The organism is Paenibacillus sp. FSL R5-0623 (assembly GCF_037974265.1).
Lineage (GTDB): Bacteria > Bacillota > Bacilli > Paenibacillales > Paenibacillaceae > Paenibacillus.
Genome location: NZ_CP150233.1, coordinates 1,685,586 through 1,699,555 on the forward strand (window position 1 = coordinate 1,685,586; position 13,970 = coordinate 1,699,555).

Consider the following 13,970-nt stretch of genomic DNA (forward strand, 5'->3'; position numbering starts at 1 on the left):
TGAGAAGTGTAGTTTTGTCTTACATTCTGATCAAGGCATTGAAGTATCTATGACAGAGATTAATTCCCACCAGATATGCTAAGTACATTTTTTAATAGCTTGGAATAGAAAAATAGAAGAGGATATTTCTACTTGGTTAGCTGTAGACCAGCCTACGAAAGAAATCTTAAAGGGAGAAGATATTTGGTAAACTATAAACGAAAATAGTATATAAAGAACAAGAGATACATCCTTGATCAAGTAGTGGAAGAAGTGTGGTACTTTACATAAAAATAGAGGATAAATTTTGATATACGTCTAAGGTAGAAGGAGAGAATGTAATTGAACAACATAAACTCTCATAATTGCAATCTAAATATAAGATATGACCTGCCTGATGAGTTGTGGGCTAAAGTTTCTAAAGTATATGAGCGGATGCCAGGGTGGATTGGTTATAAAAGTGGAATTCCGTATTGGTTTGGAACTGAAGAGGATGATGTTTTCATTGAAGCATCCGTTGAGGCAAGTGGATTATCATTTTATGCACAGATGGATGATAATGATTGGAATGCATGGATAGAAACATTTAAGTTGGAAGCGTCAAAAGTGTTGGGTTTTGATGTTGGTGAACCCGAAGATGGATATATGTGATGAAAAAGGAGGATGAACAGGTGAATGAATATGGTGTATTACTTGAGTCAAACGGTCGGTATGCTTTGAGGTTTGAACGATTTCTTCATCATAATCCAGAAGATGTTTTCTTTGTGATCACGAAGCCTAGTTCCTTCGCCCAATGGTATCCTTTCGCAACAGGAGAGATGGATCTGAGAATTGGTGGCAGGATTGCCTTCGATGATGGTGAAGGAACGACATATGAGGGGACCATTACAGAGTTAGAAAAGCCATATGTATTTGGGTTCCGTGAAGTTGATGATCTGATTAACATTTCATTGCAGAAAGAAGATAAAGGATGTCGAATGATCTTTACCCATACGTTTAACGATGATTCATGGGCAGTGAACACGGCCGCAGGATGGCATAGGTGCCTGGATGTATTGGTCCAAATTATCAATGGTAGACCCATTCAGTGGCATGATAACTCAACTGAGCTGCGTGAAATCTATAGTGAATTATTCAAGATAAAAGATTAACAGAATTAAAAAAGTTATTTCAATATAACACCCTACCTCAACGTTGATCAGCATAGTGGGGTGTTATCGTGACTAAGGATTCATGTATATTCTTTCCAATAACGAACGAAGCATTGCAAAAAACAGTATTCACCTACCGTGATACGATAATTAACGATAACTAGCCAAAAGTTATACGAAATTGTCGAAAGGATTGATGGACGTTGATTCAAGGAGAATTAATTTATAAAACAATAGACTCTTTAAAGAAAAGATTAGAAAATAATAAATTACTAGAATTGCAACTTCAAGAAGGTTATTTAACTCAAGCTACCTGTCAGTTTAATGAAGCAGCAGATGAAAGTGATTTATTGGAATTCCAAAGGAAGTTAGAGTATAAACTTCCCAATGATTATATTAACTTTTTGAAGACAACCAATGGTTGCTCATTATTTGATCATCCGCAATACGGTGGAGAATCATATTTATATAAGTGGCAGGATATTGAAGAATCAACGTACGAGGAACCAACTGTTGGGTACTTAAAGATAGCCTATATATACCAAGATAATATAATAATTGATCTGAAAGCATATAGCCAAGGCTCAAATAATTACTTAATGGTTAAGGGGCACATAGATCATTTTCATGAGTCGAGGCCCTTGAATATGAACTTCGAGTTGTGGTTCGAACGATTTATTATCAGTCAGGGAGATAAGTTTTGGGAATGGTCAATATATACGGCAGAAAATTATTATAGATTAAGAGGATAAAATATTGAAGGAGATTTCTGAGGAGTACTTTCAAACTAGAGGGTTCGTGAATACAGGAACGTTATGTGGAATTGTATTGAAAGAGTTAGAGTAGGTGAGTCCAGTGGTGGAGAGAAAATTCAAAAGACGTTTTTTTTATATTGTTCTACTGTCATTTCCATTTGTAGTAGTAGAGAGTTTACTTTTATTAAAATATCCTAACACCGGATTAGGCAGGATTATAAGCTTGCCCATGACCTTTATGATGAATGGTGTGATTATTCTGATCTCATCCAGTTTAGTTTATTAATTGCTTAAATACACCAATTTTAAAGTTGTTGGGAGAGTTATTCTAGGATTAACGATATGTTTAACTCTGATCGTAACAGTATGGTTGTATCCACAGGATTCATCCAAACATATTACAAAAACTATAGTAGAAGATATTAAGAGTTTATGGATTAAATGAGGAATTCGCTTAGTATATATTTTCTGATTAATTATTATTTCTAAAAAATCCATACATCAATTCTTAAAGAGGTGAAACTCCTGAAAGAGAAAACCAAAGTGATGGCCTATTTTTGTTTATTTGGAGATGAATTCGATCCGAATCATGTAACTTCAATACTTAGAACGGAACCTACCAATACGGCTTACAAAGGCGACATAATTAACAAAATGCATCGAATAAAAGAAACATCATGGACATTAGGTACGGATTATGAAGAATCATTAGATGTAAATCACCAATTAATAAAAGTAGTCGATATGTTAAGAAACAAAGCAAAAGAGATCAATTCGATTCGGATTGAACATCAAATAAGAACAAAATTTTTCATTGTAATAAGAATAGAAGAGGGGAAAACGCCTGCTCTTTATTTCGATTCTGATTTTATTGAATTCGTTAATATGATTCATGCTGAGATTGATGTGGATTTGTATTCCAATCCATATAATGAAGAATTCGAATAAGAAATGAAGTTCGTAAGACATGGTTAAAGGGAATGGACATGAGATAACATTATATTCATGCTGCGTACATTCGTCTTGGGGTCGGCAAGAGCCAGACACTTAGCATACATTGGGTTGTGAATACAGAAACGTTATATGAAACTTTCTGATGAGAGATAATTGATAAATGTATGTATACATAATCTGCAGTGAAAGTAGCTATACTTTGATTAAATAAATTAAAGAAAATTTTATTTTGAAGAGAGTATTCTCAAACCTACTAGAAGAGTGAGATTTATGTTGCTTCAATAGGATGAAATAATAATTAATCTATAGCAGGGATGCGGGAAATCTGAGAATATTTTTGAAGTCAATCTACTTATTATCTGCTGTAGGAGTTGGCATTGGATGTTATTATTCATTCATATTTTTTATTTTTAATATTGGCGGTGGTTTTATGAGTAATGATAACAAGCCTGCCGCTTTCGGGGTTGCTACTTTGGCGGTAGTAGGAATAATCGTTTTTTTACTGCTTGGCAGACTCATTTACAATTCCAACTCCTATATTGGCCCAAGTGTTGTAATCATAGTTGTTACCGCTATTCTGACTTTGCCAGTTGTGGATGTGGCTTATAATGTGATTGATACTTATCAAACACACCGCGCGAAGCCTTATGTGGAAAGTTATATGAATGACTTAAAAACAGGTTTTGTTGATAAAATAGCACCACTGGAATTTGATTATAACGAAAGCAAGACTGAAACTCTTCGTTACTGGAGTAATAATGGACATGATATTTGGATTAAATTAAGAAAGAAAAATGAAACACTGACATCAGAGGATTTAAATAACGTAATTAATGCCTTACCTTCAGCTAAGTATAAAGTAAGAGTATTTATATATTATAAGAGCTTTAAAGAGTATCCAAACGATCAGTATTTTATTGATTTTTCGATTCGAAATAGCCCAACTGTTCCACCATATTGTAATTCAGATGACTTTGAACATAATCTATGTGATTTTGTAATAGGAAAATAAATCTAAAGGAGTTTCCAAATTGAAGAATCAAAAGCGTTCAATGATTTTACTATTTCTTTTAATAATAGTGGCCCTAAGTGGTTGCATTTCATACAGTGTGAAGGCGGATAAAATTGTTGAGGATGGGTTGATAATAAATTCAATTTCATTTGGACTGGGGGAGAGCGAAGAAGATGCAGGTATTACAGTCGTAACATACAATTTAAATCTACGGAATAGAACCAATAAATCAATAATCCTAAAAACAGTTGAACCGATTATAAGTAAGGATATTCAGGAGCGATTAATTGATAGAGACATTAAATTGGACATAAATGAGAAAATTGATGGTGATACTTCGGAAGCACTGACAGGTACTTTTAAATTAGATACTAAAGGGCTTGATAAAGAAGGAATAATCAAGTTAAACATTAATGTTAAAGAATTTAATATAGCAATGGAACAAGTCGTAGGAATGAATGAAGTAAATAACTAATATGAAAAAAGTCCAAAAAAACATATCTAACAAAGAGGTGTATCTTTATGGAAAGAAAAAAAGATGAGAACAATCAGATGGGTGTAATTCCAGAGCGCCATAGCCCTGTACGACATATTCTTAATGAAGCAAATGGAATACTGAACAATCAATTTATAGACAGTTTTAAAAAAGCTCTGGATACTCCAGATGCATATGTAATTATGGAAGGTGATTATGGAGGACAAATCTATTTGTCTTGCCCTATGAAACTAGTCAATTGCAGTGAGGGGACATTACATACTCTATTAAAAGATTTAGATACCATTGCATGGGACTGTAATGAGGGAGAAGGCCAAGGACTATATTACGAAAAACTCTTTCCTGGTGATGGGATTAGTGGAGGTATGGGGGGAGGCGATGTTGAGGAAGGACTATGGATTCATGAAGAATTTATAGATTTACAATTATATGATGAAATTCATGAAGTCATATCAGGCAATAAAGAAAGAATAACAAAACAATAAAATGAATGATCATAAGGCCCATCAACATCGGATAACAAAGTGTTCATGTGGATGGGCAAACTGTTGAAGTACTGCATACAGAGAAAAAGGAAGATGTGAGGTGAGTTATGGGCGTAAGAAAAAAATATAAACGTAAAATCGTTCGCTCCAATCGATTATTTTATTGGTATGTTGAACCGGATATTGACGATGAAGGAATAATCAAATTACATATCGTTTCTGAGGATAAGAAGTTAATCGTTACTTATGAAGTTGGACAACACAGTATTAAGAACAAGACCCCATATATAGTCATCATCGGAGAAGAATTCGAAGGCTGGACAACAGAATATATAGGATACAGAAGAGTACTCACACCGAAATGGAGCGATGAGATCATCACGCCAAAGTTGATAGGTGAAATCATTGATTGGTGCCTCTTGAAAGACAAAGAGATAAACATCGTGAATTGGAAAGGTGAAATTCTCCGACCTATCTCCTGAAAAGAGTGTAATTGCATTTGAGAATAATTTAGAGTCATGTGGACTTTTTTGAAAACGCATACGTGAAAACAAGAGAATGTAATTAACATTTAATATAAAAGGAGAGAAGCTAATGCAGATGAATCGTGGACATCACACGGTAAACAAAGTAATGGTTTCTGTTCTTTCATACATATTTATCATTATGGCAATAGCAGTACCTGCCCACGCTGATGAGAAACAGGTTGAGACTACACCATCCAGGATTCCTTTATCCAATTTAGAGGAGACGATTGATGCTTATGTAGCCTCGTATGAGAAGTACACCGCTGCCGTTTCGGTTGTGGCTATCAAAGATGGTGAAACCATTGTGAATAAGGCATATGGTTACGCAGATATTGAGAAGCAGCGAAAGGCGGATACCTCTACTGTTTTTGAATGGGCTTCCATCTCGAAACTGTTGGTCTATACGAGTGTGATGCAGCTTGTCGAACAGGGAAAGCTTGATTTGGAGACGGATATCCAAGAATATCTGCCAGAGGGATTTTTCAAAAAGCTGAAATACGATGATCCAATTACCCTATTGAACCTGATGCATCACAATGCGGGTTGGGAAGATCAAACAGCGGCCGAGGTGTTTTATTACTCTGAGGATGAAACGTTAGAATTAGGAGAAACGCTGCGTAAAAATGAGCCGAAACAGATCTATAAACCGAATAGCATAGTGGGTTATTCGAACTATGGCGTTGGTCTAGCCGGTTACATCGTGGAAGAGATAAGTGGACAACCTTTTTATGAATATGTTAATCAACATATTTTCGAACCGCTTCATATGAACGACACCTCAATTCATCCAACGGGGCAAGATCATCCAGACCTAGTACAAAGAAGGAATGAGATTGAAGGGTATACAAAAGATTTGAAACTGATCCCTGAGAACAGAGTATACGTTACGTTTTATCCTACAGGGGCAGCGATTGGGACAGCAGAAGATTTAGGCAAATTCCTTGCAGCGTTGATGCCTGTAGATGATAGCAATGTATTATTTAAGAACAGGGATACGTTGAACGAAATGTTGTCAACAAGTCTATATTATGAAGGCACTTCTACTCCGCGATTTGCGCATGGGTTCGTTGAGATGGAATACTGGGTGCCTACTCTGATGCACGAGGGCAATTTGAAAGCATTCTCCAGCAAAGTTGTCTTTGATCCCGAATCTAAATTTGGGATGGTAGTCATGACAAACCAGTCTTTTGAGGAAATTTATTATTATGGGCTTATTAAAGAAATTTTCGGTGACAACGTCAATTCTAATAGAGTTACTTCAGATGGGGGAGGATATTTTCAATCCGCACGACGGGCAGCATCTAGATTTACTAATTTATTTACAGCCCTTGATATAAAGAAATTCACAAAAGCTGAGTTGAGTAGTTCTTATAACGTTGTCGAGCATAATGGTGTTGTTGAGAAAATTTCCTTTACTCCTTACATTGATTACTTGCCTATATCGAATGTAAAGGTAAACTTGATAAAGATATCTTTTATTCCTGCTGTGCTTGCCGCCATTTTCACTATAATTGCTTTGATCGGCTATGTAATCCGGCAGCTTCTTAACAAACTAAATAAACGAAGAAAATCTACCACCAATTTTAATAAATACCATCTTGCAATTAACTTTGCAGGTGTGGCACTCCTTCTTAATCTTTTCATCTTACAAACGAAGTTGAGGTTTCCAAATTATCCTGGTTATTCTTCGATACGCATCAATTTAATGTTTAACCTACTATATGTGGTTCTAGCAGTGGCGTTTCTTGGCTTGCTTATCTACAAATTGCGGAAGAGCAGTTACAGCAAAAAGCAAAAGGTGATGTACATCATGTCTGGCATCTCGGCGTTCATCTTGGCTGCTTTTGTTGTGGGATGGAATTTGTATGTTTAGAGTGTTGTAGGTACGTCTTTAAACTCAAACCTATTTATGAGCCATCATCGGTCGTCCATTGTTTCAATGACTTTAGTCGGTTGCTCTTTCAGTTTTCTAACATATTTTATTTTTTAGAAGCATTTAAACAGGGGTTATAAACGTTATAGACTTTTTTGATCGCATTTTGTGGTGAAATCGATCTTACCGAAAGAGATTCCTTCTTGATTTTTAGATACCATATTTCGGTAAGTAAACAGGCGTGGTATAAAATGGTAGTATTCTTGAGGGAAAGGTAGTATTAATTAAGTATTTCCTGTTATTTCACTATACAAGAAAGATTTAGGCGGTTTATTAACTTTGCATACTTTTCTATATTATAATACACTTGGAAATATCATGAAAATATTATACATCTTACGGAGGTTATTCCATGAAAAAAAAATTAAGTAAATTGTTGGCACTATCTTTAAGTAGCTTATTACTGTTTTCAGCTAGCGGTGTTGTTTCAGCGTCAGACATTAATGCTTCAGTTGATGTTGGTAATTCTGTTCTTCTTCAATCTGGGTGGACACAAAGCGAAATTGATGACCTTTTAACGCCAGAAGAAGTAGCAAAATATGCAAATGGTACTTTAGTTGATACTACAACTCATTATGTGAAGCAAATTGTATCAAGTAATACTGAAAATAATTACTCAATGTCGATTACAGACTCTACAAATCTGCCAACTCTAATTGCAGAAACTGGAGAACTTGTCTCTATGAGCAAAGAGGATTTTTACAGAGAGATTGCAGAATCTAATGAGGCTGAAGAAGATTCAGAAAATTCAGTTACACCACAAGCAACCTCTAAAAACCAATCCTATACTACAAGTGATGGATACATGAAATATACTATGGAGACTTATAAAGTAGGTACAAATAAATATCAGTTAAATTTAAGATTTGAATGGGTAAAAAATCCTTCACAAAGAGGTATTGATATCATGGCACTTGCTCATGGTCCACAACTAGTTCAGTCTGGGACGCAGAGTAATGTTACTTTCACTGCAAAGCATGATGCAATAATAAACGGAAAATCATACCCTGAAGTCCCAATTGCTAGAGACTCAATAGTTGTAGATTCGGGTGGGACAGCAGTTACATTTAAACTCCCAACTACATCTCTTAATTACTTAGTAAATAATATTAGAGGCTACATGAGTTATGGAGCACAAAAAGGGAACACTAATGATATAGCAGTTGGGATTCATGGATATTATAAGCATAAAGTCAGTTCACTTAATGTAGCTCCTTCAATAACAATTCCTGGTGGTCCTTCTTTAAGGATATCTTCTGAAAGTACTTATGAAACAGAAAAACCAACACCGTATTTCTCATTCGATCTTTAATATGTTATTATGAGGCCATAAATTATTTTATGGTCTCATCTTTAATTATATAAGATGTAAGGAGTAAGAATTGTGAATAAAAAAGAAAAGAAGTATATTATTGCTATTATTATACTTGTTGCAGTTGTATTGGGTGCTATTTGGTATTTTAAAGTGGGTTATTTATTGAGAAAACCAGAGATTCCCGAAGCCAATATTGAAATTCAAACAAAAATGGTTGATGGGGGTACGATTAATTTACGAAACGCTGAGTACACCGAAGGACAAATAAAGGTCGGATATGAAGTGAGAGGATTCAGTTTGGAAGAGTATAATATTTCTTGTAAGCTTTATAATGACGGAAATTTAATTACAACTTCTGAACCAACAGGTGGAGGTATGATAGAACTAGACGAAAAACATTTTTACTTAATTGGTAGTGAGAATATAAATCAGATCAATCTGCCTGAATCTATAAATCTAACTGTGGAGATTGCAGTTATACCAAATGATTATAGACAAAAACCTATAACAGCATCATTTAATGTGAGCCTTGATAAACAAGTGCAATAGATTGGAAAGAGGAGATGAGACGTTGAGTTTTATCAATCGTTGAGTAGTACGCTCGTTTCGCCAATTGAATCAGCAATGACTTTTAAGGGGACTGTTGTTCGTACTGCTCCATCTCCATTATTTCCATAAATATTCCTGAATATCATCATTCTTGAGTAAATCATTTTAGAAATGAAGTGATACTCATCTTCTCCTTTTATATCAAATTTCCTCAGCTAGTAGAACCATTGGGCCACGTTCTGCGGCTCGTTTCAATTAGCGCCTAAAGATCAGAATACCTGCAACGATCCTGCTTATTTCTTACCATACACACATACACAAAAGATGAGTAAATAGTTTTTATAATGTTGCCGAGAAAATTTCTGTTACCCCTTATATTGATTTCTTGCCTGTATTAAATTTAAAAGTGAATTTAATTAAGATATCTGTTATTTCTGTTGTGCTAGCTATCGTTTTCAGTTTATGTGATTTGATTGGCTATTTAATCCGGATGCTTATTAACAAACTAAATAAACGAGGAAATCTTACGACCAATTTTTAATAAATATCATCTTGCAATCAATTTTGCAGGTGTGGTACTCCTTTTTAATCTTTTCATCATACAGACGAAGATTAGCTTTCCAAATTATCCTGGTTATTCTTCGTTACGGATCAATTTAATGTTTAACCTACTATATGTTGTTCTAGCAGTGACGTTTCTCGGCTTGCTTATCTACAAACTGCGGAAAAGCAGTTACAGCAAAAAGCAAAAGGTGATGTACATCATGTCTGGCATCTCAGCGTTCATCTTGGCTGCTTTTATTGTGGGATGGAATTTGTATGTTTAGAAGATTAAACGCTGAATATAGATATTCAAAGCATTGCAATGGCTCGCGGATGACTTCTATACATCATTGATATTATAAGTGGAGAAAATTATAAAGAGTAAAGGCAGCAGTTCCTTATGTGGAACTGCTGTCTTTGTGTTAGTATGCCCTTTGGTAACTTGTGCCTTGGCATATTGAAGGGGGATCAAGATGATCCTATTTTTTAACTCTCAAAATAAATATCTTAATGGAACTGTAAATGACCACTAGAATATTCAATAATATTAGACCTATATATCCATCCGTTAATTTTGTTCTTTCAATCCACTTATTCACTAACTCTCCAGAGAGAGCTTGTTTTCCTAAATATTTATCTATATCATTCGGATGGATTTCATCCCTATATATAAGTGGAAACTCCATGCTGTTGGATGAAGCAGCTAGCGGCGGATAGAACTCTACCCATTTCTGACCTGCCCATCGATCATACTTATAATGAAAGTCTGCGCTGGATTCGAGACTATCCCATCTGAGAAAACCCAATATGATTAGAATACAAAGTGTGATGACGCTAATTATTAGCTTCTTGTTAATCAAATAAACACCATCCTTATGTTTGTACTAGTAACAATACTGTTGCATGAAAATAGCTGTATCATCCATTTAATTCTAGCAGTATTTTCCGTTATCTGTATGTAAATTATTCCGTATGAAATGGTAGTAAATAAACAACCAATCGATCAAAGAACCGTTGCAGAAGACATAAAAGTTAAGAGGATGCAGCCGCAAAACGATTAAAGCGTATTGTAATCAGGTCGAACGTTTTCTGAGCAGCTTTCCACTTAAAAGTACGGATGTGACTACATCAAATGTTCAGCCGTATTGTTTAGGTTTGCTTGAGCGAAGGATCTCCCATTCGAGCGTGAATCAGATGATTAGCGCGCTCCGCTTTTATTGTAAACATGAGCTCCTTCATCCTACAGATATCCAATATATTCGTCCCAAGAAGCAGACCGAGCTTCCACAAGTGTTGTCCGAAAAGGAAGTTGTTCAATTACTCAAATCCGTAACCAACCCTAAACATAAGGCCATATTGTTTCTGACCTATTCTTCCGGGCTTCGTGTAAGTGAAGGTGTGCGTCTGCGTTGCAGTGATCTGGATGTTGAAAGGAAAACACTCCTCGTGAGACAGGGGAAGGGGCAAAAGGATCGGAGGACGCTTCTTTCAAATCTCGCTTGGGATTTCGTGCAGAAGTACATAGCTGAAAATAGACCCAATCGTTGGCTGTTTCCGGGGCAATCTATCTTACTGAGCGGAGCGTGCAGAAGGCGTTTGAAGAAGCAAGACGACGTGCAGGTATTGTGAAAAAGTAAGTATTCATGCGCTGAGACACTCCTTCGCCACTCATTTTCTGGAAAACGGGACAGACCTGCGCTACATTCAGGAGTTACTTGGTCATACGAGTGCACGTACAACTCAGCGATATACGCATGTTAGTACGAAAAATATCCAGCGTATTCAAAGCCCGCTGGATCGGATGGATTTGGGAGATTGAGTACTAGGCTACCCTTCCCTTTTTTTACTCGAATTTTTCTTCGCAAATGTAACAATATGGGTTATCATATACGTAGTTCGGATAATGGACGTATTCACGAAGTACATAAATTAGATGTTATAGGAAATGGCTTTGAGAGGATGAAGTTAAAGAATGAAAAAAAAAATTGCTAGACTATTAGGTGATTTTTTAACGAGTTTCATGAAGATAATGATACATTTACCGGGGTTCCAAGTAACAATAACAAACGAAGTGTATGAATCCATAATGAGAGATTTATATGGATCAAGAGTCGATATAGAAAAAAAGATTGGAAAAGCATACGAATCATTGCATGAAACATCTAAATTACTTTTTGAACTAGAAGATACTTTGAAAGAACGAACTGAAAAATTGAATTATCTCAGAAACGAATACGAAAGATATAATAAATTAGCTGAAATTGAACATAGCAAAGCTGCACCCCTTATAAATCATGTAGACACACTATTAGGGAAAGGAAAGAAAACGGAAAGATGGTTTAACTTCTTTTTAGGTTTAGCTGCTGGTATCATTACTACACTATTAGGAATCATTTTTGGACCATATATTGCGAATTTCTTCATTAGATAACTCGATGAAGTAAGCCACATCCTATAACATAATATTCAAGCTACAGCTCCTTTCGGAGCTTTGGTCTGCCAGATGAATTTCGAAGAGGAGTATCAGCAGACACCCCCTTCTGGGTTCATAAATACTGGAACGTTAAGCGCAACTTCTGGAAGAGCGTATTTAAGAACGATTCAAAGGCGAGGAATTACCAAGATCGACGAAGAGGATTCGAACAAGAAGTGTAATCTACAAAGCAAACAACACTTTACAGGATTTAAGCCTGTTAAACGTTAAAGTGGACTCAACGATTTATCTCGGAGGGATTATGTGGAATTCGGAAACGGTGCTAAAGAAAATCGTGAAATAAAGATTTCAAAAGATTCAAAGACATTTTTAGAACTAAGAGACATCGTTAACAGATTTGATCCTGTAGATCTAGTTGAAGGCGGTGCTCCTGATGACGAACACGATCGTTTAACTACGGAAATATTAATGTTGCTTTTTCAAGATTCGATGGATGAGATTCGGGATCTTTTGATCAATTGTCAGATATGGTATGGATATGATCCAAACGATATTAAAGAAGAGTACAGAGAACGATTTAACAGCAAGATTGATAGAACGCAAAAAGAGATTTTAAATTGGCATACCAAGAATAAGAACTAAGAAAATTAGATTTATGTAAGTAAAGGATCAATGAAGTCAACTCAGGAAGACAAAAGCACAGCTTAACATAATATTCAAGCAGCGTCTCCTTTGGAGCCTTGGTCTGCGAGGTGGATTTCGAAGAGGGATTTCAGCAGACAACTCCTTTGGGGTTCATGAATACAGGAACGTTATCAGAAATTACTTGTGAATTAATTGGAGGTTAGTTTATGGAAGTAATAAATTACTTAATTGAGAATGGCTCATACCTTAGTAATGTACTTATCGCAATCTCTTTCATTGCAGGAGTTATTACATCAATAATTGCACTATTTTTAAGTGGGTCGAAAGAAGAAAAACTCTTCAAAACTTCCGGCATTTTTTTGGTTTTTATACTTTCATTAATGGCAAATAATACTTGGGTGAGTGCAGTATCAATTTTTATTATCGCCACAATAATTACAAAGCTGGAGTTCTTGGAAAATCTTGCAGCTTTAGCATGGGGAAGAGATAAATTCTGGGATTTTAGAGTAGGACATGCTAATCCGAAGGAAAAGGATGAGAAATTGAAACGGGAAGAGAAAGAATTGAAGGCAGGCAGTCCAAGTTTGAGCAAACCCAAAAATTATAAGAATATCATTCTTCAATTCGAGTTGAATGTTTATAATGCTCTTGTAGAAACATCCTTATTTTTGGATCTAAAACCAGAAGTTTCACTTACAAATATAAAAGGATCACTAATAATTGATTTGTTGGGTAGAACTTTTGATAAAGATATTATTTTTGAGTTAAAGGCATCTAGTAATCGTGACGTTATTAACAATGGCATTAGGCAACTACATAACTATGTGCATGCCTACAAAAGTAGCCAATTTAATAGTTTGCTACTAAATAGAGATGTAAAAGGCGTTCTTGTTATAAAGTCTGGAATGAAACCATTACCAAGTATTTATGAAAATATGTTTATTCTTGAATATAATGAGGAACAAAAAGTATTTTCAAATTTAGATGATTTTAAGGAGTTTATAAAATAATTAGATGGATAATTATGGATTAAAAGTAACTTCTGATAACAAATTTTCACGCATCGGAGCCTTTCGGGCCCTTGGCCCGCGAGATGCGATCGGCAGGGAAGCGGAATCAGCGGAGACATCCGCACCGACTAACCGCATCGCGGCCGGCTCCTGATTGAGCCTTAAGTCGGTGTGACGTCGTG

The 13,970-nt window shown here is 35.6% G+C and carries 16 protein-coding genes and 1 pseudogene; all 17 read left to right on the plus strand.

Annotated elements, in window-relative coordinates; genetic code table 11:
- Nucleotides 1-321: 321 nt before the first annotated feature.
- The 17 genes and pseudogenes from MKY92_RS07665 (at nt 322) to MKY92_RS07745 (ending at nt 13,788) form a co-directional block, all read left to right on the plus strand.
- Nucleotides 322-630, plus strand: a complete 309-nt coding sequence (locus MKY92_RS07665) for a hypothetical protein (RefSeq protein WP_339299989.1) — start codon at nt 322-324, stop codon at nt 628-630.
- Nucleotides 630-1,130, plus strand: coding sequence for an SRPBCC family protein (locus MKY92_RS07670; RefSeq protein ID WP_339299990.1), 501 nt, complete (start codon nt 630-632; stop codon nt 1,128-1,130). The genes MKY92_RS07665 and MKY92_RS07670 overlap by 1 nt, the downstream gene beginning before the upstream one ends.
- 203 nt (nt 1,131-1,333) lie before the next feature.
- The gene (locus tag MKY92_RS07675; protein WP_339299991.1) at nt 1,334-1,882 is read left to right on the plus strand and encodes an SMI1/KNR4 family protein; all 549 of its coding nucleotides are present in this window, start codon (nt 1,334-1,336) and stop codon (nt 1,880-1,882) included.
- A gap of 519 nt (nt 1,883-2,401) precedes the next feature.
- Nucleotides 2,402-2,833, plus strand: a complete 432-nt coding sequence (locus tag MKY92_RS07680) for a DUF4279 domain-containing protein (RefSeq protein WP_339299993.1) — start codon at nt 2,402-2,404, stop codon at nt 2,831-2,833.
- A gap of 343 nt (nt 2,834-3,176) precedes the next feature.
- On the plus strand, nt 3,177-3,851 hold the full coding sequence (locus tag MKY92_RS07685; RefSeq protein ID WP_339299995.1) for a hypothetical protein: 675 nt from the start codon (nt 3,177-3,179) through the stop codon (nt 3,849-3,851).
- A gap of 19 nt (nt 3,852-3,870) precedes the next feature.
- A complete protein-coding gene (locus tag MKY92_RS07690) occupies nt 3,871-4,326 on the plus strand; it encodes a hypothetical protein (protein ID WP_339299996.1) in 456 nt (151 codons plus the stop codon).
- 47 nt (nt 4,327-4,373) lie between these two features.
- The gene (locus MKY92_RS07695) at nt 4,374-4,832 is read left to right on the plus strand and encodes a hypothetical protein (protein ID WP_339299997.1); all 459 of its coding nucleotides are present in this window, start codon (nt 4,374-4,376) and stop codon (nt 4,830-4,832) included.
- A 107-nt stretch (nt 4,833-4,939) separates the two neighbouring features.
- Nucleotides 4,940-5,314, plus strand: a complete 375-nt coding sequence (locus tag MKY92_RS07700) for a hypothetical protein (protein ID WP_339299998.1) — start codon at nt 4,940-4,942, stop codon at nt 5,312-5,314.
- Between the two features lie 112 nt (nt 5,315-5,426).
- Nucleotides 5,427-7,232, plus strand: coding sequence for a serine hydrolase domain-containing protein (locus MKY92_RS07705; RefSeq protein ID WP_339299999.1), 1,806 nt, complete (start codon nt 5,427-5,429; stop codon nt 7,230-7,232).
- 412 nt (nt 7,233-7,644) lie between these two features.
- The gene (locus MKY92_RS07710; RefSeq protein ID WP_339300001.1) at nt 7,645-8,604 is read left to right on the plus strand and encodes a hypothetical protein; all 960 of its coding nucleotides are present in this window, start codon (nt 7,645-7,647) and stop codon (nt 8,602-8,604) included.
- Between the two features lie 72 nt (nt 8,605-8,676).
- The gene (locus MKY92_RS07715; RefSeq protein WP_339300003.1) at nt 8,677-9,156 is read left to right on the plus strand and encodes a hypothetical protein; all 480 of its coding nucleotides are present in this window, start codon (nt 8,677-8,679) and stop codon (nt 9,154-9,156) included.
- A 1,632-nt stretch (nt 9,157-10,788) separates the two neighbouring features.
- Nucleotides 10,789-10,866: pseudogene (locus MKY92_RS07720) on the plus strand (hypothetical protein); the annotation flags it as partial.
- Between the two features lie 27 nt (nt 10,867-10,893).
- Nucleotides 10,894-11,328 (plus strand): tyrosine-type recombinase/integrase, encoded by a 435-nt coding sequence (locus MKY92_RS07725; protein ID WP_339301734.1) that lies wholly within the window; start codon nt 10,894-10,896, stop codon nt 11,326-11,328.
- 46 nt (nt 11,329-11,374) lie between these two features.
- The gene (locus MKY92_RS07730) at nt 11,375-11,518 is read left to right on the plus strand and encodes a tyrosine-type recombinase/integrase (protein ID WP_312027052.1); all 144 of its coding nucleotides are present in this window, start codon (nt 11,375-11,377) and stop codon (nt 11,516-11,518) included.
- 153 nt (nt 11,519-11,671) lie between these two features.
- A complete protein-coding gene (locus MKY92_RS07735) occupies nt 11,672-12,130 on the plus strand; it encodes a hypothetical protein (RefSeq protein WP_339300005.1) in 459 nt (152 codons plus the stop codon).
- 306 nt (nt 12,131-12,436) lie between these two features.
- On the plus strand, nt 12,437-12,775 hold the full coding sequence (locus tag MKY92_RS07740; RefSeq protein ID WP_339300007.1) for a hypothetical protein: 339 nt from the start codon (nt 12,437-12,439) through the stop codon (nt 12,773-12,775).
- 209 nt (nt 12,776-12,984) lie between these two features.
- The gene (locus MKY92_RS07745) at nt 12,985-13,788 is read left to right on the plus strand and encodes a hypothetical protein (protein WP_339300009.1); all 804 of its coding nucleotides are present in this window, start codon (nt 12,985-12,987) and stop codon (nt 13,786-13,788) included.
- Nucleotides 13,789-13,970: the final 182 nt, after the last annotated feature.